The 22,370-nt window shown below is 73.1% G+C and carries 21 protein-coding genes; 11 read left to right on the top strand and 10 right to left on the bottom strand.

All coding sequences use genetic code 11. From position 1 onward, the window contains the following. Window positions 1–187 precede the first annotated feature (187 nt). Window positions 188–805, top strand: a complete 618-nt coding sequence (locus PYR91_RS18010) for a hypothetical protein (protein ID WP_279781027.1) — start codon at window positions 188–190, stop codon at window positions 803–805. Window positions 806–860: 55 nt separating this feature from the next. Here PYR91_RS18010 and PYR91_RS18005 read toward each other — a convergent pair whose 3' ends face one another. Then, window positions 861–1,739, bottom strand: coding sequence for an alpha/beta hydrolase (locus PYR91_RS18005; RefSeq protein ID WP_279781026.1), 879 nt, complete (start codon window positions 1,737–1,739; stop codon window positions 861–863). A gap of 79 nt (window positions 1,740–1,818) precedes the next feature. Between PYR91_RS18005 and PYR91_RS18000 the strand changes: the two genes are divergently transcribed. Then, window positions 1,819–2,334: a CGNR zinc finger domain-containing protein gene (locus PYR91_RS18000; RefSeq protein ID WP_279781025.1), complete on the top strand. Its 516-nt coding sequence runs from the start codon at window positions 1,819–1,821 to the stop codon at window positions 2,332–2,334. 47 nt (window positions 2,335–2,381) lie between these two features. Here the strand turns inward: PYR91_RS18000 and PYR91_RS17995 are convergent, their stop codons facing one another. The 5 genes from PYR91_RS17995 to PYR91_RS17975 form a co-directional block, all read right to left on the bottom strand. Beyond that, the gene (locus PYR91_RS17995) at window positions 2,382–3,170 is read right to left on the bottom strand and encodes an AfsR/SARP family transcriptional regulator (protein WP_279781024.1); all 789 of its coding nucleotides are present in this window, start codon (window positions 3,168–3,170) and stop codon (window positions 2,382–2,384) included. A 329-nt stretch (window positions 3,171–3,499) separates the two neighbouring features. Further along, on the bottom strand, window positions 3,500–4,342 hold the full coding sequence (locus tag PYR91_RS17990; protein WP_279781023.1) for a TIM barrel protein: 843 nt from the start codon (window positions 4,340–4,342) through the stop codon (window positions 3,500–3,502). Further along, window positions 4,339–5,106 carry an SDR family NAD(P)-dependent oxidoreductase gene (locus PYR91_RS17985; protein WP_279781022.1) on the bottom strand — a complete coding sequence of 256 codons (768 nt, stop codon included), beginning with the start codon at window positions 5,104–5,106 and terminating at the stop codon, window positions 4,339–4,341. Before PYR91_RS17985 ends, PYR91_RS17990 begins: the two co-directional genes overlap by 4 nt. Further along, the gene (locus PYR91_RS17980) at window positions 5,106–6,227 is read right to left on the bottom strand and encodes an alcohol dehydrogenase catalytic domain-containing protein (protein ID WP_279781021.1); all 1,122 of its coding nucleotides are present in this window, start codon (window positions 6,225–6,227) and stop codon (window positions 5,106–5,108) included. Before PYR91_RS17980 ends, PYR91_RS17985 begins: the two co-directional genes overlap by 1 nt. After that, window positions 6,224–7,237 (bottom strand): ROK family protein, encoded by a 1,014-nt coding sequence (locus tag PYR91_RS17975; RefSeq protein WP_279781020.1) that lies wholly within the window; start codon window positions 7,235–7,237, stop codon window positions 6,224–6,226. Before PYR91_RS17975 ends, PYR91_RS17980 begins: the two co-directional genes overlap by 4 nt. Before the next feature lie 207 nt (window positions 7,238–7,444). On the opposite strand from PYR91_RS17975, the gene PYR91_RS17970 reads away from it, so the two are divergent. Continuing rightward, on the top strand, window positions 7,445–8,671 hold the full coding sequence (locus PYR91_RS17970) for a sedoheptulose 7-phosphate cyclase (protein WP_279781019.1): 1,227 nt from the start codon (window positions 7,445–7,447) through the stop codon (window positions 8,669–8,671). Window positions 8,672–8,848: 177 nt separating this feature from the next. Next, window positions 8,849–9,424 (top strand): NUDIX hydrolase, encoded by a 576-nt coding sequence (locus tag PYR91_RS17965; protein WP_279781018.1) that lies wholly within the window; start codon window positions 8,849–8,851, stop codon window positions 9,422–9,424. 82 nt (window positions 9,425–9,506) lie between these two features. Here PYR91_RS17965 and PYR91_RS17960 read toward each other — a convergent pair whose 3' ends face one another. Beyond that, window positions 9,507–10,136 carry a response regulator transcription factor gene (locus PYR91_RS17960; protein ID WP_279781017.1) on the bottom strand — a complete coding sequence of 210 codons (630 nt, stop codon included), beginning with the start codon at window positions 10,134–10,136 and terminating at the stop codon, window positions 9,507–9,509. 461 nt (window positions 10,137–10,597) lie between these two features. Then, a complete protein-coding gene (locus tag PYR91_RS17955) occupies window positions 10,598–11,311 on the bottom strand; it encodes a TetR/AcrR family transcriptional regulator (RefSeq protein ID WP_279781016.1) in 714 nt (237 codons plus the stop codon). Between the two features lie 73 nt (window positions 11,312–11,384). Between PYR91_RS17955 and PYR91_RS17950 the strand changes: the two genes are divergently transcribed. From PYR91_RS17950 to PYR91_RS17940, 3 genes are all read left to right on the top strand, one after another. After that, window positions 11,385–12,881, top strand: a complete 1,497-nt coding sequence (locus PYR91_RS17950; RefSeq protein WP_279781015.1) for an MFS transporter — start codon at window positions 11,385–11,387, stop codon at window positions 12,879–12,881. Next, the gene (locus tag PYR91_RS17945; protein ID WP_279781014.1) at window positions 12,881–14,095 is read left to right on the top strand and encodes an ATP-binding cassette domain-containing protein; all 1,215 of its coding nucleotides are present in this window, start codon (window positions 12,881–12,883) and stop codon (window positions 14,093–14,095) included. Before PYR91_RS17950 ends, PYR91_RS17945 begins: the two co-directional genes overlap by 1 nt. A 90-nt stretch (window positions 14,096–14,185) precedes the next feature. Further along, on the top strand, window positions 14,186–15,031 hold the full coding sequence (locus PYR91_RS17940) for a methyltransferase domain-containing protein (RefSeq protein WP_279781013.1): 846 nt from the start codon (window positions 14,186–14,188) through the stop codon (window positions 15,029–15,031). Window positions 15,032–15,161: 130 nt separating this feature from the next. Here PYR91_RS17940 and galT read toward each other — a convergent pair whose 3' ends face one another. Continuing rightward, window positions 15,162–16,265, bottom strand: coding sequence for a galactose-1-phosphate uridylyltransferase (galT, locus tag PYR91_RS17935; RefSeq protein ID WP_279781012.1), 1,104 nt, complete (start codon window positions 16,263–16,265; stop codon window positions 15,162–15,164). A gap of 25 nt (window positions 16,266–16,290) precedes the next feature. Beyond that, window positions 16,291–17,598 (bottom strand): nucleotide disphospho-sugar-binding domain-containing protein, encoded by a 1,308-nt coding sequence (locus PYR91_RS17930; RefSeq protein ID WP_279781011.1) that lies wholly within the window; start codon window positions 17,596–17,598, stop codon window positions 16,291–16,293. Between the two features lie 188 nt (window positions 17,599–17,786). Between PYR91_RS17930 and PYR91_RS17925 the strand changes: the two genes are divergently transcribed. Genes PYR91_RS17925 through PYR91_RS17910 form a run of 4 tightly spaced genes read left to right on the top strand, consistent with a single transcriptional unit; the run spans window position 17,787 to window position 22,338 of the window. Next, complete coding sequence (locus PYR91_RS17925; RefSeq protein ID WP_279781010.1) at window positions 17,787–19,094, top strand: cation:proton antiporter; 1,308 nt, start codon at window positions 17,787–17,789, stop codon at window positions 19,092–19,094. Between the two features lie 15 nt (window positions 19,095–19,109). Continuing rightward, on the top strand, window positions 19,110–20,249 hold the full coding sequence (locus PYR91_RS17920; RefSeq protein WP_279781009.1) for an acyl-CoA dehydrogenase family protein: 1,140 nt from the start codon (window positions 19,110–19,112) through the stop codon (window positions 20,247–20,249). Next, entirely contained in the window at window positions 20,246–21,754 is a 1,509-nt protein-coding gene (locus PYR91_RS17915; RefSeq protein WP_279781008.1) for an AMP-binding protein, read from the top strand. The genes PYR91_RS17920 and PYR91_RS17915 overlap by 4 nt, the downstream gene beginning before the upstream one ends. Next, window positions 21,751–22,338 (top strand): flavin reductase family protein, encoded by a 588-nt coding sequence (locus tag PYR91_RS17910; protein ID WP_279781007.1) that lies wholly within the window; start codon window positions 21,751–21,753, stop codon window positions 22,336–22,338. The genes PYR91_RS17915 and PYR91_RS17910 overlap by 4 nt, the downstream gene beginning before the upstream one ends. The last annotated feature ends 32 nt before the right edge of the window (window positions 22,339–22,370 follow it).

The raw sequence follows: 22,370 nt of genomic DNA, 5'->3' as shown, positions 1-22,370 counted from the left end.
CCCGCCCCGCCCGGAGCCGCCCGGGCGGCCCTCCACGTCCGCGTCAAGGCGTCCCGCCTGCGGTCGCGAGGGGACCGGCTCCCAAGCCGGCCGTCCTCCGAGCACCTCGGTCTCACCGGCGGCCGGCGTCGTCGTCCGGGCCGCGCGTTCCGCGAAACCTTCTGCGCGCTTCTCCGGTAATGGGGGCATGCGCCGAACGATCACGGTACTGGCCGTCCTGCTCGCCGCGATCCTGATGGGCGGGCCCGCCTGGGCGAAGGGCCCGGACCGCGCGACGGTCTCCGGGCCCGGGCTGGCGGGAGCCGTCGACGTGCGACCGGACCGCGAGGGCCGGTCGCCGTTCCTGGACCCGCTGCGCGAAGCCTCGGGAATCCACCTCGCGCTCTTCGAGGAGTACCCCGGCACGCTCGCGAAGGAGCGCCCCGAGGGCGACCTGGGCCCCCGGTACCGCATCGCGTGGCACGTGCCCTGGACGGGCGACGGCCTGGAGGTCGTCCAGGACGTCTACCCGTACGCGACGCCGCGCCTGGCCGTCCACACGGCCGCGCAGGAGGGCGTGGAGCGCTCCGGCTGGTACGCGGCCCCGGCGCTGCTGAAGGCGACGCTGGTCGCGCTCGGGCTGCCCGAGCGGCCACCGGCCACGCCGCCCGCCGCCCGTCCCTCCCCGGCCGCCACGCCGGCGGCCGCGGCCGGCCCGTCCCCGGCCCTGACCATCGCGCTCCCGCTCGCCGTGGGCGCGCTGGCGGGCGCGGGCGTCATCTCGCTGGTGACCCGGCGCCGGCGGACGTCCCCTCCGGTCGTCTGAGGGGGCGCTTGCCGAGTCGGCCCGCGCGCCGCGGGTGACGCCGGCCGGGTCGCGGTCATGCCAGGACCCTGCCGAGGAAGGCGCGCGTATGGCCCACGACCTCGTCCAGGGCGCTTTCGAGCAGGAAGTGGCCGCCGTCGACCAGCCGGATCTCGGCGTCCGGCTGGTCGACGGCGAACGCGCGGGCTCCGGCCGGGCCGAAGATCTCGTCGTTGCGACCCCAGACGGCCAGCAGCGGCACCCGGCGCGCGCGCAGGTACTCGTGGAGCCGGGGGTAGAGCGGGAGGTTGGAGGGGTAGTCGGCGAACAGCTTGAGCTGTACCAGGTCGTTGCCGGGCCGGGAGACGAGCGCGTGGTCGTGGTGCCAGGTGTCGGGGCTGACCAGGCTCGGGTCCGGCACTCCGTGCAGGTACTGCCACCTGATGGCCTCGACGCCCAACGCCGCGCGGACCGCCGCCTCGGTCCGCGGGTTCTGGTCCTTCCCGTAGGCCCAGACCGGCTCCCAGAAGTCCTCGACGAACCCGGCCTCGTACCCGTTGCCGTTCTGGGTCACGATCGCCGTGATCGCGTCCGGGTCGTTCAGGGCGAGCCGCCAGCCCACCGGCGCGCCGTAGTCCTGGACGTAGACGGCGTACTCGCCGACCCCGAGCCGGGCCAGCAGCGCCGCGGTGAGGTCGGCCAGCGCGTCGAAGCCGTAGTCGAACTCGCCGACCGGCGGGGCGTCCGACAGGCCGAAGCCGAGATGGTCGGGCGCGATCACGTGGTAGCGGTCGGCGAGCGCCGGGATGAGATGACGGAACATGAACGAGCTGGTCGGGAAGCCGTGCAGCAGCACGACGGCCGGTGCGCCCGGGTCTCCGGCCTCCCGGTAGAACAGCCGGTGACCCCGCACGTCGGCGTAACGGTGGTGGACGGTCACGTCACTAACCCCCATGCTTGATTTATCTGGTTAGCATCAGCCAAGCAGCGCCTGATGTAACCTGTCAAGGGCATTGAAGGGGTTAGGAGTGAAGATGGCCGCGGACATACCCGACGAGGACTTCCTGCTGGAGATCCTCAACAGCACCCCCGTGGTCGACGGCGCCGCCGCCGACCGGTTCGCCGACCCCGCCCAGGCCCGCGCCTGGCTGGCCGGCGTGGGCGGCGACGGGACCGACGAGGAGCTCAAGGCCCTGCTCGCGGTCCGGCGGACCCTTCAGGCCGTCGTGCGCGGGGACGAGCCGGCCGAGGCCCTGGAACCGGCCCTGCGGGACGTCACGCGCGTCCCGGCCGTCACCCGCGACGGCGTCCGCTGGACGCTGGAGGTCCCCGCCGGCCGCGCACTCTCCGTACGGGCGATCCTCGCCTGGTCGGCCCTGGCCGAGACCGCGCCCGGCCGCCTGAGGCCGTGCGCCAACGACGAGTGCCGGTTGTTCCTGGTCGACCGCAGCAAGGCCAACAGCGCCCGCTGGTGCTCCATGACCGCCTGCGGCAACAGGATGAAGGCCCGCCGCCATCAGCAGCGGGCCAGAGCCGCACGGGAACGCTGACCGGCCGGCCCGGCCCCACCGCGGCGGGACGGGCCGGCGGCCGGGGGCTAGGAGTACCTCGACCTCGGGGACGCGCCGCGCCTGATGTGCCGCGCCGGCGGCATCCTGGTCTCGGGGGGCTCCAGTTCCGGCGAGGCGGTGAGCACGGCCTGCTGGAGCCTGCGCAGCCGCACCGACGGCTCCAGGCCCAGCTCCTCGACCATGGTGCGGCGCAGCCGCTGGTAGGTCTCCAGGGCGTCGAAGGTGCGCCCCGCCCGGTAGAACGCCACGATGCACTGGGCGTGCAGGTTCTCGTTCATCGGGTTGTGCCTGCTCAGCGAGGCCAGCTCGCTGAGCAGCTCGATGTGCAGGCCCAGGCGCAGTCCGACCTCGTTGCGCTCGTGCAGCGCCTTCATCTTGGTCTCCTCCAGGCGCACCACCTCACGCTCCAGCGTCCGCCCGACCGGCACGTCCACGAGCGCGGGCCCGCGCCAGAGCGCGAGCGCCTGGTTGAACAACCGGTAGGCGTCGAAGGCGTCCGAGGCGCTTCTCGCCCGCCGGCACAACCTGTCGAAGTCGTCGGTGTCGCAGGCGCCCGGAGGCACGTTGAGCAGATATCCGCCGTTGCGTGTGACGAGCACGTCCTTGGGCCCGCGCCAGGCGCCCTCGCCCAGCGCGTCCGCGAGTTTCTTGCGCAGTTGCAGGATGTAGGTCTGCAGCGTGGTCCCCGCACTGCGCGGCGGGCGTTCTCCCCAGATCTCCTCGATGAGGATGTGAACGGGCACGATGTTGTTCCCGTTCAGCGCCAGAAGCGCGAAAATCTGCCGCGGCTTGTGGGCGCTGGGGAGAATATCCATTTTATTCTGCCGGGCTGTGAGCGGTCCAAGAACTTTGACCTCCAATTCGAAGAGCTCCTCTCATCGATATCGTCGCCTTCGAAACTGGAGCCGCCGCCCCTCGCTGCTCGCCACACGGAAAGGCCGCACTCCCGTTATCCACTTGACACCCATTCTGACAGAGCCATACCGAATCAGCCAGTGAAGGAGTCACCGGGCCGCCGGGATAGATCACCGGTCCCGATATTAATATTTCACGGCGTCGAAAGAACGATGACCGACCGAAGTCCCGCCGGTACGTCTTGTGGCGTATTGCGCCGGTGCGCCGTCGCGCTTTCACCGCCGGGCGTTCAGCGGGCGCGGGCGTCCTTCCCGGGGCCCAGCCCGTGCCGCAGCACCGCGGCGCGGGCCCAGGCGAGGTCGGCCGCGATCCGGTCCGCCCCGCCGCCGCGGTAGTCGTTCTCCAGGACGAGCGCGGCGACGCGGGCGCGGCGCCGGCCCAGCGCGGCCAGCGTGGCCTCCAGGCGCCCGCTCCCCCGGCCGAGCGGCGGCGTCTCCCCGACCGGGGGCGGGCCGTCCTTGAGGTGCACCTGGTCGGCGAGCCAGGGAGCGGTCCCGGCGACCAGCCGCGCGCAGTCGAGCCCCGCGTGCACGGGGTTGAAGGTGTCCAGCACGAGCCGGAACGCCGGCGAGCCGACGGCCTCGACCAGCGCACGCGCGCCGGCCACCCGCAGCACGTTCTCACTGGCCAGCAGGAGGCCGCGGGCCTCGGCCTCGGCCGCCGCCCACGCCAGCGTCCGCGCCGTGCGCGCGAAGGCCGCCGGTCCCTTGATGGCGCCGCGCCGGAAGCTGGGCACGAAGGCCAGCGGCACCGCCAGCTCACGGGCGGTGTCGAGCAGGCGGGCCAGCAGCCGCCGCACCCGGGCCTCGGCCGGGCCGCCCGGCGCCGGCGCCAGGCCGACGTCGTTGAGGACGTTGCCCGCCAGCGCCAGCAGCGCCACCCCCGTCGCCGCCGACGCCTCGCGCAGCGCGCGGGCCCGGCCGGGGGCGTCGGCCCACTCGCCCCGGCCGGGGCCGCCGAAGTCGAGCTGCAGCCCTTCGGCGCCGACCCGGGCCCCGTACCGGACGGCGTCCGCACCCGATCGCGGCAGCCGCCACTCGGCCAGCCCGATCACGCAGCCGCGTGCGCTCATGCCGGCAGGGGCCTGCTCTGCGAGCCGGGAAGGCGGTCTTCGACCGGCCACCAGCTCCCGTCGCCGGCCACCACCAGGCTGTCCCCGTGGTGGCCATGCCCGGCCGCCCCCGCCAGGTGGACCGCGACACGGGCGAACGCCTCCGGACGCATGTACGCGCTGTAGTCGAAGCCGTCGCTCCTGCGCCTTCTGATGCCGGGGGTGTCGACCATGCCCTCGGGCAGGATCTGCACGATGCGCACGCGAGCCGGGTCCTCCTCCCGCGCCACCGAGTCCAGCAGCGCCTTGGCCGCCGCCTTCGAGGCGGCGTACCCGGCGCGGCCCGGCCCCGCGTTGAAGGCGACCTCGGAGGACACCGCCAGGAGCAGGCCCGGCGCGGCGTCGCGCAACGACGGCAGGGTGGCCGCCAGGGTGAGCCAGAGCCCGGCCACGTTGACCTCGAACTGACGGCGCCACTCCGCCTCGCCGATTCCGGCGAACCGGGTGCGCCGCTCTCCGTAGTGAACCGCGGAGAAGCACACCATGCTCAGCGGCTGCGAGCCGAGCTCCGTCAGGCGGGCGCGGGCCTGCCGGGCGTCGGTCAGGTCGACCGGCCGCCAGCCCAGGGCGCCCGCTCCCGGCCCGCCCGGTTCCGTGCGGCTGCACACCACCACCTCGGCGCCCGCCGCGGCCCACGCCTGCGCGACCGCCCGGCCGATCCCGGCCGACCCTCCCACGACCAGAGCCCGGCGCCCACTCAGCGCCCCTCCCGGGTTGTCCCCCATCACCGATTCCTCCAGGTCTCAGACGCGCCGATACGGACGGCCAGCTTGACGAGCCGCCTGCCCTCGATCACCCGGCCGGACGAACCGGCCAGGGCACGCAGGACGCCCACCGCGCCGGCGAGGTCGGTCTCGTGGGTCAGCAGCGCGCGGTAGCGCCCCGGGAAGGCCGTCAACTCCCTGGCCGCGGCCCTCAGATGCCGGTTCGCCACTCCGCGGTGCCCGTAGAGCACGACGCGGCTCCCCGCGGGGGTGGTCGCCTCGGCCACGACGGGCACGGCCGGGATCCCGCCGCAGTTCGCCGCGCGGACCGCGGCCAGGTCGACGCCCGGCAGCAGCGGCGTCCTCGCGCCGGGCGGCAGGCCGCCCACCATGTCCACCACCAGCGTGTCCTCCCCCAGCCCGAGCACCCGCTCCAGCAGCGGCAGCGTGGCGTCACGGGGCGTCGCGAGCAGCACGCAGACCGTTCCCCCCGCCGGGGGCAGTGAGCCGAGGTCCTCGGCAAGCAGCGTCAGATCCGCCGCGGGCGTGCCGCCCCGGCTCCACGCCAGGCCCGCCGGGGTGTGGTGCGCGTGCACGACGCGCACCGGGCCCAGCAGGTGACGCGCGGCGCGGACGGCGAGGTGCCCCACGGTCCCGTCCCCGACGACCAGCAGCGTGGCCGGGGCGAACCGGCGGTGGATCTCCAGCGCGTAGTGCACGACGGCCAGCGGCTCCAGCAGCGCGGTGAGCGCGTCCTCGGGGGTCTCCGGCGCACCCAGGGGAAGCACCATGCCGCCCTCGACGGCGGTGGCGGGCACGATCACCCGTTCCTGGAGCAGCCCGTCCACGTTGTGGCCGAGCAGGAACGAGGGGTCGGCCGGGTGGGTCGGGTTGACCAGCACGGGGGTGCCCGGCGTGAACGGCGCGCCGGGGCCCGCGGCCACGACCCGCGCCAGCCCTTCGTGGCCGATCACGGCGGCCCCGTCGTCCCGCAGCCCGCGCAGCATCTGGATGTCGGTGCCGCACAGCCCCGCCACCACCACCTCGAGGCTCAGCTCGCCGGGGCCCGGCTCGGCCGTGGGCCGGGTGCCGAGCGCGACCGTGCCTGCGGTCCGGACGATCGCGCGGTGGGCGGCCGTCACGACCCGGCCGCCAGCTCGGCCGCGAGCCCCGCCCCGACCAGGCAGTCCGCCTGCCCTCGCCCGCAGACGAGCACGCGGTCCCGCACCCAGTCAGGGGCCAGCGTGCTGGTCAGGTACAGTCCGCGAGCGCTGAGGTGGCGGAGCAGTTCCCTGCGGTAGTGGGCGCCCAGCGCGTGCACCACGCCTCCGGTGAAGGCCACGAGATCCAGCTCGGGGTCCAGGCACATCGCGGTGCGCACGACGTCGGCTACCGGCCGCGTGCCCATCCGGAGGACGTCCTCGGCCACGGGATCACCGGCGTCGAGCGCGCTCGCCAGGGACTCCTCGAACGGCCCCTGGACGTCGAGCCCGCAACCCCGCCAGCCGTCCGGGTCTCGCTCGCGCCGGACCCGGGCGAGCCGCCGGATGCCGGGCCCGGAGGAGAACGACGAGACGTGGTTCATCTCGCCGCACTCGCAGCGCAGGTCGACCGGGCGTCCGGCCATCGACACCCCGCCGGGCAGGTGCCCGATCTCCCCCTGCAGGCCGCAGCCGTCCACGGGGATCTCGCCGCTGCGGCGGTCGAGCACCCGGCAGGCGATCCCCGTGCTGACGGTGACGAGCAGCACCTTGCGGCACCGCTCGCCGGCCAGGCCGGCCGCCAGGTGCAGCAGGGCCGCGGTCACGTCGTTGACGACGTGCCAGCGGACGTCCGGCCGGGCGGCCGACAGTGCGCCGAGCAGGTCGAACGGGCGGGTGCAGGATCCCCACAGCGGGGCCGACGCGTAGACGGTCCCCGAGCGATGGTCCAGGGCGGCGCCGAAGGAGACCCCGGCCACACCGCCTTCCGGCACGGCCCGCGCCATCATCGCGACCAGCCGCGCCCGCAGCTCGTCCACCGGCGAGAGCAGTCCGTTGGCCAGGCTCGGCGTCGGCGCTCGGCCGACCGGCCCGAGCCCGTCGCCGCGGCTCCACGTCGCCCAGCGCAGGTGGGTGCCTCCAACGTCCAGCACCGAAATCGGCCGCGACATGTCGGACTCCCCTCCCAGGTGACGGATTCGCCCGACGCTAGGAGCGGCCGCTGGAGTCGCGGTGGACCGGGCGTGCCCGGCGGAGTTGAGCTGGATTTGAGGAGGGGGATCGAGGCTCGCATCTGACATCCGCCTGCGGGCCCACGCCGGGCAGGCCGGGAAGCCGTGCGAGCAGACAGCCCAGCGGAGGGCTGGCAAGGGAGTGTCATGCCGGGATCAGCACAGGTCGACCAGGTGTCCGAACAGGGATTGTTCAGCTCCGGCGGGGCCGCGGAGCCGTCGTGGCGGCTCACCACCAGGCAGCCGGTGAGCTACGAGGTGCGGCTGCACTCCGATCTGCTCGATCCGGCCGATCCGGCCCTGGCGGACGCCGGGACGCTCGGCGGTCCGGCCACGCGGCGACGGCTTCTCGTCGTCGAGAGCACGGTGCACGAGCTCTACGGCTACGAGATCTCCGCCTACTTCACCGCGCAGAAGGTGGAGCACGAGACCGTGGTCATCAGCGCGCACGAACAGGTGAAGACGATGGACCTGGTCATGACCGTGGTCGCCGCCATGGACCGGTTCGGGATCGTGCGCAGGGCCGAGCCGGTCATCGCCTTCGGCGGCGGCGTGCTGACCGACGTCGTCGGGCTGGCCGCCAGCCTGTACCGGCGGTCCACGCCGCACGTGCGCGTGCCCACCACGCTGATGGGCATGATCGACGCGGGCGTCGGCGCGAAGACCGGGGTCAACCTCGGCCATCACAAGAACCGGCTCGGGGCCTACCACCCGGCGCTCACCACCCTCATCGACAGGAGCTTCCTGCGCACGCTGAGCGAGCGCCACATGGCCAACGGCCTGGCCGAGATCCTGAAGATGGCCCTGGTCAAGGACGCCGCGCTGCTGGATCTGCTGGAGGGGCACGGGGAGCGGCTGATCGCCGAGCGCATGCAGGGCGCGGGCAGCCTGGACGGCGGCGCGTGCGCCACGGAGGTGATCCGGCGCGCCATCCAGGGAATGCTGTCCGAGCTGCAGCCGAACCTGTGGGAGCACCGTCTCACCCGGCTGGTCGACTACGGGCACTCCTTCTCGCCGGCCGTAGAGATGCACGCGCTGCCGGAGCTGCTGCACGGAGAGGCGGTCTGCGTGGACATGGCGTTCTGCACGGTGCTCGCGCGCCGCCGCGGGTGGCTCACCCGAGAGCAGCAGGACCGGGTCATCCGGCTGATGCGCGAGCTCCGCCTGCCCTCCTGGCACCCCGTGTGCACCCCCGACCTGATCACCACGGCGCTGCAGGAGACCGTCCGCCATCGCGACGGCCGCCAGCGGCTTCCGCTTCCCGTCGGGTTCGGCGAGGCGCGTTTCGTCGACGACCTCACCGAGGAGGAGCTGGCCGGCGCGCTGGCCGAGCTGCGGAGCATGGGGCACCGCAGGGAGGACGTGGCGGCCTGACCCGGCCGCGAGGCCGGGGCCGCCCGGGTGGGCGCGGGCGCCTCCCGCCCGAGCCGGAGGCGGAGGCGGGACACCGCGCGGCGCCGGCACCGTCCCGGGCGGGCGGCGCCCGGCGCGACACGGGGGTCAGTAGGCTGTGCGCGACGCGAACCGCGGTGGGTGACCAGGGAGGTAGGCGTGCACACGCTCCGCTCACGTCTGGTGTACAGCAACGCCTGGATGTCGGTGCGAGAGGATGACGTCGAGCTGCCAGACGGTTCGGTCGGCCTGTACGGCGTCGTCGACAAGCAGGACCTCGCCCTGGTCCTGCCGAGCGAGAACGGCGGATTCCACCTCGTCGAGCAGTTCCGCTACCCCGTCGCCGATCGCTTCTGGGAGTTCCCGCAGGGCTCCTGGCCGGCCTCCGCCGAGGTCGCGCCGCCGGCGGACGGGCCCGGCCCGCGCGGCCCGGAACGGCTCGCGGCCACCGAACTGCGTGAGGAGACCGGCCTCGTCGCCGACTCGCTCACCTACCTCGGACGGGTCCACGTCGCGCACGGGTACTCCAACCAGGGCTGTCACGTGTTCCTGGCCGAAGGGCTGACCCAGTGGCAGCCGGAGCGGGAGGCGACCGAGGCCGACATGCGACAGCGCTGGGTGAGCGAGGACGATCTCAACCTGATGATCACCGAGGGGCGCTTCGTCGACGGCCTGTCCCTCGCCGCGCTCACCCTGCTCGACCGCACCCGCCGCACGCGCCCGCCCGGCCCCTGACCCTCGCGGTCAGGCGGCACCGCCTCCCGGGCGCCGGGAGGTCCGCGTCACCTCCGCGCGGCCCGTTCCCCGCCCCCGCCGATCACGAGGCGTCGGGCAGCACCGGCTCGACCGCTGGAAGCAGCCAGCCGAACTCGTCGGCGATGCGGATGGCGTCCACGCGGTTGCGCGCGTCCAGCTTGGTGACGATGCTGGCCAGGTAGTTGCGCACGGTGCCGATGCTCAGGTCGAGCTTCTTGGCGATCTCGGCGGGTTCGGCCCCGGCGGCCACCAGCACCAGGATGTCCACCTCACGCTTGGACAACGGGTTCGGCCGGGCGTTGAGCGCGGCGATGGCGAGCTCCTGGTCCACGATCTGCTCACCCGCGGCGACCGCCTTGATTCCCCGCACCAGTTCCCCGGCCGGGGAGTCCTTGAGCAGCAGGCCGGAGGCGTTCGCCTTCATCGCGCGCCGCAGCAGCTCCGGAGACTTGCGCGCGGCGATCAGGAGGGTCCGGCACGTGGGCATGTGCGCGTGCAGGTCGGCGGCGACGGTGATCGCGGAACCGTCGATCATGTCGGCGTCGAGGACGACGACGTCGGGACGACAGCGCTGTGCGGTGCGGAGCACGGACTGCGCCTTGTCCGCCTCGCCCACAACGGTGAGGTCGGAGTCCATTTCTAACATGACGGCGAAAGCGCCGCGCACCATGCGCAGTTCCATCGCCAACATCACGCTGAACATAACTCCCCCAGCATCGGATCAGCTATGAACCTCACACGGGAATTCAAGAGGAAACGCCTTCTATCATTACCTCCGATGATGTGATCTCCTCGCGTTACCGTGCGGGCCGGCGGCGAAATCGAATGCCGAAGTACCGGTTTTTCCGTCACCGCGACAGGCTGGACTCGCATGATCTTCGACCTGGTCTTCCCCAGATCAAGACTCACCAGAGGGACGCGACGTGCGCGAAAGACACTCCCCGGCCGGTACGATGATCCACACGCGACAATAGATAAACGACGGCGCGTATGTCAACCTCATCTGACTCTAGTATTGGTTTCGTGTCATAGAGTAAGCATTCCTGTCGCGCCCTCGGGCACCCGGCTGACGGGCGGCACTATTTCAAGGAGATGTACCGGAGGTTCGTACCGCCACATCCCTCCGTCTGTCACCGGCAGAACCGGCCGTCCCTAAGCCGGGGAGCCCAGCCCGGCGAGCATGAACTCCAGGCCGCGGCGGAACAGGTCGTCCCAGTCGTGCTCGCCCAGGTGGTGGGTCACGGCCAGGGTGGGATACAGGTCGGCGTGCGCGCGCACGTGCGCGTCGGCCGACTGCTGCAGCTCCGGAGTGGCCAGGTGCTGCCAGGTGGACTGGGTGGCCGCCGAGCCGATGACGTAGTTGGCCAGCCCGTGCGTGGCCGCGGCGAGCACCGGCCCCTCGAACCCCGCCCGGCGCAGGGTGGCCTGGAGGAACTCGGTGCGCTCCAGCACGTTGGGGCCCAGCAGGGGCCGCCCGAGCAGCCCCGCCGCCCATGGATGTCTCAGCATGGTCGCCCGCCACTGCAGCACGAGCGCGCGCACGTCGTCGTCCCACCGGCTGGACGGCTCGGGCAGGGAGACCTCGTCGAAGATGGCGTCCACCGCCAGGTCGATGACGTCGTCCTTGGTCTTGACGTGCCAGTACAGCGTGGTGGGGCCGACGCCGAGATGCTCGGCGAGCCTGCGCATGGTGAGCCGGCCGGCTCCCTCGCCGTCCAGCAGCACGATGGCCTCGGCGATGATGCGATCAGAGGTGAGCGTCGAGTCGCGATAGGTGCGGGGGCCGCGTAGCCACACCGCGCCCGCGGTGCCGCTCGTCCTCCCGCCGCGCCCGCCGGCACGGGGCGGAGAGCTGTTTGCATCCATGCGATCCATCCTAGTACGTTGATCTGCGCATAGACCAACGTTCTATTAGTGGTCCAACGTTCTAGGGGCGCAGATGGCATTCGATCAAGGGGCCGGGGCGGCGACCGGCGAGCGGCCGGGGCGGTGGTGGATCCTCGCCCTGGCCGGCGTGGCGCAGCTGATGGTGGTGCTGGACTCGACCGTCGTCAACATCGCCCTGCCGTCCGTGCAGGCCGATCTCGGAATGTCCGACGCGGCGCGCGGCTGGGTCGTGACCGCCTACGCCCTGGCGTTCGGCGGCCTGCTGCTGATCGGCGGACGGCTGTCGGACCGGTTCGGCCAGAAACGCGCCTTCGTCATCGGCCTGCTCGGCTTCGCCGTCGCCTCCGGGCTGGCCGGCCTGGCGCCCAGCGCCGAGCTGCTGTTCGCCGGGCGCGCCGCGCAGGGGGCCTTCGCCGCCGTGCTGGCCCCCGCGGCGCTGTCGATCATCTCCACCACGTTCACCGCCTCCCGCGAACGAGGCATCGCGTTCGGCGTGTTCGGCGCGCTCACCGGCGTGGGCGCCGCCGTGGGGCTCCTGGTCGGCGGCCTCCTCACCGAGTACCTGGCCTGGAACTGGTGTCTGCTGATCAACGTCCCGATCGCCGCGCTCACCCTGGCGCGGGCGGTCACCGTCATACCCGCCGCCGCCCGGGGGCGGGCCGAGCCGCTCGACCTGCCCGGGATGGCGCTCAGCCTGCTCGGGATGCTGGCGGTCGTCTTCTCGTTCTCGGAGATGGCCACACACGGCTGGGCCGACCCCGTCGTCCTGGCGCTGCTCGCCGCCGGCCTCCTGCTGCTGGCCGGCTTCGCCTTCTGGGAGGGCAGGACCCGCCACCCGCTGCTGCCGCTGCGCGTGGTGCGCGACCGCGTCAGGGCCGCGGCCTTCCTGGCGATCGGCCTGCCCCAGGTCTCCATGTTCGGCTTCTTCCTCTTCCTCACCTACTACTTCCAACTGGTGCTGGACTACAGCCCGCTCCAGACCGGGCTGGCGTTCCTTCCCCTGTCGCTGGCCATCGGCGTCGGCTCCACCGTGATCACCGCCACGCTCGCGCCCAGGGTGGCCCCCCGCACGCTCATCGTCCCGGCGCTGCTGTCGATGGCGGCCGGCATGCTGATCATGATCGGCCTGGACACGGGCGGGCCCGGGGTGTACCTGACCCGCCTGCTCCCGGCCGAGCTGCTCATCGGCCTGGGGCTGGGATGCGTGGTGGCCCCGGCGATCAGCATGGCCACCGGCGGCGTGCGGCCCGGCGACGCCGGAGTCGCCTCGGCGACGGTCAACGTGGTGCAGCAGGTCGGCGGCTCTGTGGGCACCGCCCTGCTCAACACCGTCGCCACCACGGCCGCCGGCGCCTACCTCGCGGCCGGCGGCGCGGGCGGCGCGGACGCGTACACCCGCGCCGCCGTGCACGGCTTCACCGTCGCGCTCACGGTCGCGTTCGCCGTCATCCTCGCGACGGCGCTCGTCGTCTGGCTCATGCTGAAGACGCGCCGCCCGCCCGCCGCGCCCGTGCCCGTGCCGGACGTCCAGGAAGAAGGGGTCTCCTAGTGGCGCACGTCCACGTGGCCGGTCTCACCTACGTGCTGCCCGGCGGGCGCGTACTGCTGGACGAGGTGTCCTTCCGCGTCGGCGAAGGCGTCACCGCGGGCGTGGTGGGGCCGGACGGGGCGGGCAAGTCGACGCTGCTGCGCCTGATCGCGGGCCGTCTCACGCCGGCCAAGGGGGAGATCGTCAGCAGTGGCGGCATCGGGTTCATGCCCCGATCACCCCATCCGCCGCTCGCCGGCGGCCGGCGCAGGCGGTTCGCCCTGGAGGCGCTCCTGCGCGGACCGGATCAGGTCCTCCTGCTCGACGAGCCGGACGACCACCTGGACATGCCCGGCAAGGAGTGGCTCGAAGACCAGTTGAGGGCCAGCGCCAAGACGGTCCTGATAGTGTCCCGCGACCGCCAGTTGCTGGCCAACGCCGCGAACCGCATCATCTCGGTGGAGGGCCGCGACGTCCGGGTGCACGAGGGCGGGTACACCACCTTCGCCGACGCCCGCCGCGACCGCGGCTCGCGGCCGCCGGGCGGGTACGGGCGGCCCGAGGCCGGGCCGCCGTCCTCGCGCGCCACGGCGATCACCTGCCGGCGTCTGCGGCTCACCGGCCTCACGGTGCCCTTCGACCTGACGGTGCGGCCGGGCGAGCGGGTCGCGCTCCTGGGGCCGGACGACGCCGGGAAGTCCTCCTTCCTGCGAACGCTGGCCGGCGCCGCCCTCCCGGAGGGCTCCGCGGCGCCGTTCGGCGGCACCGTCGACCTCGGCCCCGGGATCAGGCCGGGGCATCTCACCGCTGACGACGACCGTCCCGATCTCGACCGCAGGCGGGTCTCGGAGATCGTGCGGCGCGACCTGCCCCCCGACCGGGAGGCGGCAGCCGCCGCGCTCGCCCGCTATGACATCGCCGGCACCTGGAACCGGAAGTACGGCGCGCTTTCCCGCGGCGAGCGGGCCCGGCTGAGAATCGTGCTCCTGGAGATGGCGGACGTCGATCTGCTCCTGCTCGACGACCCCACCGGCGGCCTGGACACTCCCAGCGCCGACGCCCTGCAGCGCGGCCTCCGGCGATTTCCCGGAACCGTCGTGGCGACCACCCACGACCGCTGGCTCGCCGCCGACTTCACCCGCTATGTGCACTTCGCCGGGGACGGCCGGGTCAGTGAGGTCGACATACCGATATGGGAGCCGATGCGCGAGGTGAAATGCCAGGACGATTACTGAAAGACCACTCCACCGCCGCTCAAGCTTTCACTCCTAGGCTCGCCTCGCGACCGGGTCAGAGATTTCTCGCCCCCACGAAAACGAGGTGTGATGAGCCGGCAGACCGTGGACGAGATCGAAAAGTTCTACGACAACGTGACCGACCCCTATGTCGAAGCCTGGGACGGCAATCTGCATATGGGCTACTGGGAGTCGGCGACCGCGAATCCCTCGATCGTCGAGGCGACCGAACGCCTGACCGGGGAGGTGATCGGCAGGCTGCGGGTCGCCCCAGGCGACCGTGTCCTGGACGTCGGGTGCGGCATCGGCAAGCCGGCGCTCCGGCTGGCGCGCGAACGCGGCGTGAACGTCACGGGCGTCTCGATCAGCGAGCAGCAGATCGGCGTCGCCAAGGCCTCGGCCCGCGCGGTGCCCCTGCCCGCCGACGTCGAATTCCAGACGGCCGACGCCATGGACCTCCCGTTCCCCGACTCCTCGTTCGACGCCGTGCTGTGCCTGGAGGCGCTGCACCACATGCCCGACCGTCCCAAGGCGCTGCGGGAGATCGCCAGGGTCGTCCGTCCCGGAGGGTCGGTGGTCGTCGCCGACTTCGCCCTGCGCGGCCCGGTCCCCGAACGGCACCGCGAGCTGGTGGACCGGTTCGCCGTCGCCTGCAACCTGGTGACGCTGACCACGATCGACGACTACGCCCGCGAGTTCGCCGAGGCGGGCCTGGACGTGATCGAGATCGGCGACGTCAGCGCCAACGTCCAGCCGTCCATGGCGCAGCACGCCCAGGCCGTCCGCGCCGCTCGTGACCGCCTCGGGCCCATCGTCGGCGGGGACCGCCTCGACCAGATGGTCGACCTGACCGAGCGCTACGCCGCCCTCCCCCAGTTCGGTTACGTGGTGCTCGCGGGCAGCGGCCGGGAGACGCCGGGAGACGGCACGGGGTGAGTCGCGAAGCGCGCCGAGGGACCGTCCCCACGACCGGGGACGGTCCCTTCGTTTTCCCGGGCCGGCACGCGCGAGCCCGGTCGCCGCGGCGGTGACGCCCGCCGCGGCGGCCGGGCCCCGGCCGCCGGGCTCAGCCCAGCTCGCGAAGCCGGGCCGCGGCCGACTCCGGGGAGATCTCGTTGACGAAGACGTCCATGAGCAGTTCCGAGCCGGCGAGGTGCTTGAGCTTGGCCGGCGTGCGGCGCACGGTGAACAGCTCAAGGTGCAGGGCGAACTCGCCGGGCGCCGAGAGCGGCGCCTGCGACCACGAGGAGATGTACGGCACCGGGCCGGTGTCCTCGCCGAACAGCCGGTCGAAGCGGCGCAGCACGTCCAGGTAGACGGCGGGGAACTCCGCGCGGGCGTCGTCGTCCAGCGCCGTGAGGTCGGGCACGCGCCTGCGGGGGTAGAGGTGCACCTCGTAGGGCCAGTGCGCGGCGTGCGGGACGAAGGCGGTCCAGTGTTCCGCCTCGACCACCAGGCGTCCGCCGTCCGCGGACTCCGCGGCGAGGATGTCGTCGAAGAGGTTGCCGCCCGTGCGCTCGCGGTACGCGCCCACCGCCGCGAGCACCCGCTCGGTCCGCGGGGTGACGAACGGGTAGGCGTAGATCTGGCCGTGCGGGTGGACCAGGCTCATCCCCATCTCCTTGCCGCGGTCCTCGAACAGGAACACCTGCTCGACGTCCGGCCGGCGGGACAGCTCCGCGGTGCGGTCGGTCCACGCCTCCAGGATGAGCGCGACCTGCTCGGGTGACAGGTCGGCGAACGACGCTTCGTGGTCGGGGCTGAAGCACACGACCTCGCAGCGACCGGCGCTGGGCGCGCTCCGCCACGAGCCCCCCGGCGTACGCAGGTCCGCGATGAGCGCCGGGGCCTCGTCGTCGCCGTCGCGCCCGGCCATCGAGGGGAAGCGGTTCTCGAAGACCACGACCTCGTAGTCGTCCGCGGTGATCTCGCTGTGCCCCTCCCGGGACGGGCACAGCGGGCATTCGGCGGTGGGCGGATTGTGGGTGCGCCCCTGACGGTGCGAGGCGATGAGGATCCATTCGTCCCGCAGCGGGTCGTAGCGGATCTCCGCGGCCGTCGTGGCCGGTGCGGCGGGGCGCCGGTCCACGGTGTCGCGCGCCGCGTCGTCGCGCGAGTCGTAGTAGATCAGCTCGCGTCCGTCGGCGAGCCTCGCCGTCGTCTTCTTCACTGTCTCTCCTCCACGTGCCAGGGACTCACTCGCCGACGGGAGCCGAGCGGCGCGAGCCGGCGAGCCGCTCGATGAGTTCGACCGCGCGTCGCGGCCCGTCGTGCCGGCGGTACTCCTCGCTCAGCGCGCGCGCCTTGCGCCGGTAGGAGGGCTCGGCGAGCACCGTGCTCACGGCCCGGCGGATCCTGTCGGCCGTCATCGCGCGGCGTCTGAGGCCGATGCCGACCCCCGACCAGCCGACCCGCGCCGCCACCTCGTGCTTCTCCTCGGTGGCCGGCGCGACCACGAGCGGGACGCCGTGCGACAGGGCGGTGTTGACCCCGCCGTATCCGCCGTTGGTCACCATGACGTCCACGTGGGGCAGCAGCTCGTAGTGCGGCAGGAAGCGCTCCAGCCGGACGTTGGCCGGCAGCGGGCCCAGGTCGAGCGACTCGGGCGGAACGCCGGTGGTCGCCACCACGAGCACGTCCAGGTCGGCCAGGGCCGCGAGCGCGGGGGCCAGCAGCCTGTCGGCGTCGTTGGCCACCGTGCCCTGGGTGACGTGCACCACCGGGCGCCCGCCCTTCAGCTCCCCCCACCAGGCGGGCGGCTCGAAGCCCTGCGGCGGCGGGCCGACGAAGGGGCCGACGAAGTGCGTCTGCGGCAGGATGTCGCCGCGGGGGTACTCGAAGGACGGCACCGTGCCCATCAGGTACAGGTCGGGCGGGTGCACGATGTTCTCGAACGGGCCCGCGTCGATCGGCGTCAAGCCCGCGCGCGACCGCGTCACGTCCGCCTCCGCGCGCAGCTCGCGAATGGGCTTGACCAGCGTGCGCGAGAGCCGCTTGAGCGCCCGGTTGCGCAGGTGGCCCGCCGGGCTGGCGTCGGGGCGCATCCCGAGGCCGAGCGGGGCGGTGTCGCGGCTGCCGAAGATGTAGACGGAGGTGGCCACCCAGGCGATGGGGATGCGGCGGCGCTCCGCGGCGAAGTTGGCGCCGAAGATCGTCTCGCCCGTGACGACGACGTCGGCCGGGAACTCATCCAGGATCGCCTCGATGTCGCGCATCTGCCCGTAGGCCGGGCGGAAGAAGATGTCCCGGAAGGCCGCGGCCATGCTGTCGATGCCGGTGAGCCCGGCATGGTGCGGGAACGCCTCCTCACGCGTCTTGCCGCCCCAGTCGTGCCCCGCGCGCATCGGCGCGAACACGGCGCCGGTGGCCTCCACCTTCGGGCGGAACGCCCGCCCGGTGTACCAGCGCACGTCGTGCCCGCCGCGAACCAGGGCGCGGGCCACCTCCACCATCCCGTTCACGTGGCCCTCACCCGGAGTGGTGGCGACCAGGATCCGTCTCATGCGGCTCACATCCCCTCTCGCGTCCGCCGGCCGGCGTCGCGGCGGACCGCCTTGAGTCCACGTGTAGGCGCCGCCGGTGGAACTTGGCTTGAACGCGTGACGGCGTCCGCGCTTGACCAGAGTTCAAGCGCGAGCGCCGAGAGTCGCGCCGAGGCGCCGACGCGCCGACGACTTCGGGAGGAGCAGCGGTGCACGAGCATCATGTGGAATGGCAGATCACGACGACGGTGGCCGGGATCGGGCTGATCCTGCTGGTCGCGACCGCGGCCGTCCTCATCGCCCGGCTGCTGCGCCAGCCGGCGGTGATCGGCGAGATCGGGGCGGGCATCGTCATGGGCCCCAGCGTTCTCGGACTGTTTCCCGGCGACTTGACCAACCTGCTGTTCCCCCCCGAACTCCGGCCGCATCTGTCGGTGGTGGCCCAGGTCGGGGTGCTGCTCTTCCTGTTCATCGTCGGCTGGGAGTTCGCCCCGGCCGCGATGCGCGAGCACCGGCGCAGCGCGGGCCTGATCTGGCTGTCGTCGATGGCCACCCCCATGGCGCTGGGCGCGGCGCTGGCGTGGGTGCTGTACCCGGCCTACGGCACGGTGGACGGCCGCCAGGTCGAGCCGGCGAACTTCGTGCTCTACCTGAGCGTGGCCATGTCCGTCACGGCGTTCCCGGTGCTGGCGAGGATCATCGCCGAGCACCGGCTGCAGGACAGCCGCGTGGGCACGCTCGCGCTCGCCCTGGCGGCGGCCGACGACGTGCTCGCCTGGTCGGTGCTGGCCGTGGTCGTCGCCCTGGTGGCGGCCACGGGCACGGGCGGGTTCGTCATGGTGATCGTCTGGTCGGTGGTCTACGTCGTCGTGATGCTCACGCTGGTGCGGCCGCTGCTCGCGTCCGCCTTCCGGCGGGTGGGCCCGGCGGCGCACCCCTGGCTGGCCATGCTGACCACCGCCGGCGTCCTGCTGTCGGCCTACACCACCTCGGTCATCGGCATCCACGCCATCTTCGGGGCCTTCATGTTCGGCCTGGTGATGCCGAGGTCGCCCTCGCCGGCGTTGCGCTCGGCGGTGCAGGGGCCGCTTGAGCGGGTCGGCGCGCTTCTGATGCCGGTGTTCTTCGTCGTCACGGGACTGTCGGTCGACCTGACCACGCTCACCGGCGTCACCCTGCTGGTCACGCTGGGGATCATCGTGGTGGCGTGCCTCGGCAAGCTGGGCGGGGTGGCGGTGCCGGCCAGGCTCAGCGGGATGAGCACGAACGGCTCGCTGGTGCTGGGGCTGCTGATGAACACCAGAGGCCTGACCGAACTGGTGATCCTCAACGTCGGGCTCGGGCTCGGGCTGCTCAACACGCAGCTTTTCAGCGCCATGGTCGTGATGGCCGTGGTCACCACGGCCATGGCCTCCCCGTTGCTGTCCCTGACGCTGCGGCGCGCGCCCTCCCTGCGGGACGGGGCCGGCCCGCCCCTGGACGCCGTCGCCTCGGTGTCGGTCCTGCCCACACGCTGACCAGAGGAGGATCCGGTGGACTTCAGTTGGAGCAAGGAGCAGTCCGGCAGGTACGAGCGCCTGCTCGACGAGGTGCGGGACGTCTGCGCGCGGACGCACGGCGAGGAGCCGGCGGGCGGGCGGCGGCGGCACTGGCGGAGCCTCGCCGAGCTGGGGGTGCTCGGCTCCTGCGTGCCGGTCGGCTACGGCGGGCAGGGGCTCGGCGCGCTCGACACGGCCCGGTCGTTCGAGGCGCTGGGCCGGGGATGCCCGCACACCGGGCTGGTGTTCGGCGCCGCCGCCCATCTGTTCGCGTGCGCCATGCCGATCGCCGAGTTCGGCAGTCCGGACCTGCGCGCGGAGCTGCTGCCGAAGCTGTGCGCCGGCGAGGCGGTCGCGGGAAACGCGATGACCGAGCCGGAGGCCGGGTCGGACGTCTCCGTGCTGGCCGCACGGGCACGGCGGGTGGCAGGCGGCTGGGTGCTCACCGGGGAGAAGAGCTTCGTCAGCAACGGCCCCGTCGCCGACGTGTTCCTCACCTACGTCACCACCCGCCCCGAGGCCGGCTACTTCGGGCAGACCGCCTTCGTGGTCGACCGCACCGCGCCCGGCGTCCACGTCGGCACGCCGCTGGCGAAGCTCGGCCTGGACGACTGCCTGGCCGCCGCGGTCCGGTTCGAGGACTGCTTCGTGCCCGACGGGCGGGTGCTGGGCGACCCGGGGCAGGGCGGGCCGATCTTCCAGCACTCCATGGGCTGGGAGCGCGCCTGCCTGTTCGCCGGGTACCTGGGGCTCGCCGACCGCGTGCTCGAACAGGTCACCGAGCACGTCCGCGCCAGGCGGCAGTCCGGCGAGCCGATCTCCCGGTTCCAGGCCGTCTCCCACCGCGTCGCCGACATGGCGCTCCGCACCGAGAGCGCCCGCCTGCTGCTGTACCGCGCCTGCTGGCTGATCGACCAGGGCGAGCGGGCCGTTCTCGCGACCGCCCTGTCCAAGCTGGCCGTCTCCGAGGGGGTGCTGCACAGCGCCCTGGACGCCGTCCGGCTGTTCGGCGCCCGCGGCTACCTGCGCGGGGACGGCATCGAGGCGGCGCTCCGTGACGCGGTGCCCTCGGTGATCTTCTCCGGAACCTCGGACATCCAACGACAACTCATCGCGAGGGAGCTGGGACTGTGAAACTGCACCGACTGCTCGTCGACAGCGCGCTGCGCCACCCGGACGCCGTCGCCGTGCACGACGGCGACGGCCCGACGACCTACCGGGCGCTGGACGAGCTGTCCGGCCGCCACATGAGGGCGCTGCGGGAGCGCGGGGTACGCCGGGGCGACCGTGTGGTCGTCTGGACCGGCAAACACGCCGGCGCGATCGCGGTGATGCAGGCGGCGCTGCGCCTCGGCGCCGTCTACGTGCCGGTGAGCGACACCAACCCGGTGACCCGGGTGGCCCAGATCGTCCGGGACGCCGCGCCCGCCCTCGTCGTCGCCGACCAGGACGGCGCCCGGCGGCTCGCGGCCGAGGCCGGCCACGCCACGCCGGTCGTCCGGCTCGCGGACCTGCCGGGACCGGCCGCGGACGGGAGCGGCGCGGCGGGCGGCCCGGCGCGGGACGGCGACCCGGACAGCGGCGATCCCGCCGGCGGCGACGATCCCGCGTACATCCTCTACACCTCGGGATCCACCGGGACCCCCAAAGGCGTCTGCCTGAGCCACCGCAACGCGCTGGCGTTCGTCGACTGGGCGGTGCGGGAGGTCGGCGTGCGGCCGGAGGACCGGCTGTCCAACCACGCGCCGTTCACCTTCGACCTGTCGGTGTTCGACCTCTACGCCGCCTTCTCCACGGGCGCGTCGGTGCATCTCATCCCGCAGGAGACCGCCTACCTGCCGCAACAGCTCACCTCGTTCCTGTACGAGCGGGACATCACCGTGTGGTACTCGGTCCCCTCGGCGCTGAGCCTCATGATCTGCGAAGGCGGCCTGCTCGACCGGGAGCCGCCGCCCGGGCTGCGCGCGTGTGTGTTCGCCGGAGAGCCGTTCGCCCTGCCGCACCTGCGGGCGCTGGCGGAACACTGGCCCGAGGTGCGGCTGCTCAACTGGTACGGGCCCACGGAGACCAACGTGTGCACGTCCCACGAGGTGTCCGACGACGACCTGGCGCGCGATCGGCCGTTGCCGATCGGGTACGCGTGCAGCGGCGACACGGTGGACGTGCTGTCGCCCGACGAGGAGGGCGTCGGCGAGATCGTCGTGAGCGGGCCGACGGTGATGAAAGGCTACTGGGGGCGCGAGCCGCAGACCGGGCCCTACCGTACGGGCGACTTCGGCCGCTTCGGCCCCGGCGGTGAGCTGCACTTCGTCGGCCGGCGCGACCATCTGACCAAGGTGCGCGGCCATCGCGTCGAGCTCGGAGAGATCGAGACGGCCCTGGGCTCGCTGGACTCCGTCGCCGACATCGCCGTCCTGGCGATCGGCGAGGAGGTCAGGTCGCGCCTGTACGCGTTCGTGGTGGCGGCGCCGAACCGGCGCCCGTCCCTGCTGGAGCTCAAACGCCGGTGCGCGGAGCGGCTGCCGCCCTACATGATCGTGGACCACCTGCGGCTGCTCGACGCGCTGCCGCGGACGCCCAACGGCAAGACCGACCGCGAACGCCTGCTGGCGGTGGCGGAGCAGGGGGGCGCTCGATGAGCGCGCGGGAGGCGTTTCCGGCGACGTCCATGGACGCCGAGTGCACCGCGCCCGACATGTTCCCCATGACCGAGGTGGACCACCGTCCCGACCGGCCGCCGCCCTCGGTGGACTCCCACACCTTCCGCACGGTCATGGGGTCCTTCGCCAGCGGCGTGTGCGTCGTCACGACCACCGACGGCGCGGGAGTCCCCCGCGGCTTCACCTGCTCGGCGGTGTGCAGCGTGTCCGCGGAGCCGCCGCTGCTGCTGGCGGGCGTCAGCAACCGCAGCGGCACGCTGGCCGCGGTGCTGGTGCGGGGCCGGTTCGCCGTGAACATGCTCGACCACAACGCCAGGCAGGTCTCGCAGGTCTTCGCCTCCCCGTTGCCGGACAAGTTCGACCGGGTGCGCTGGGGACGCGGACGGGTGAGCGGCATGCCGGTGCTGGCCGACGTCGTGGCGCACGCCGAGTGCGAACTGGAGAGGACGGTGCCGGCCGGCGACCACACGCTCCTGATGGGCCGGCTCATCGGCGGCGGCTGCGGCCCCGACCGCCTCCCGCTGGCGTACTGGCGGGGCGGCTACGCCGAGGTGCTGCGCTGAGGGTGCCACCCCCGGGGGGTGCCGGCGGGCCG

Source organism: Sphaerisporangium sp. TRM90804, assembly GCF_029846175.1.
Classification (GTDB): domain Bacteria; phylum Actinomycetota; class Actinomycetes; order Streptosporangiales; family Streptosporangiaceae; genus Sphaerisporangium.
Note: the sequence above shows the minus strand (reverse complement) of the source record. Positions and strands in the feature narration are given on the sequence as shown.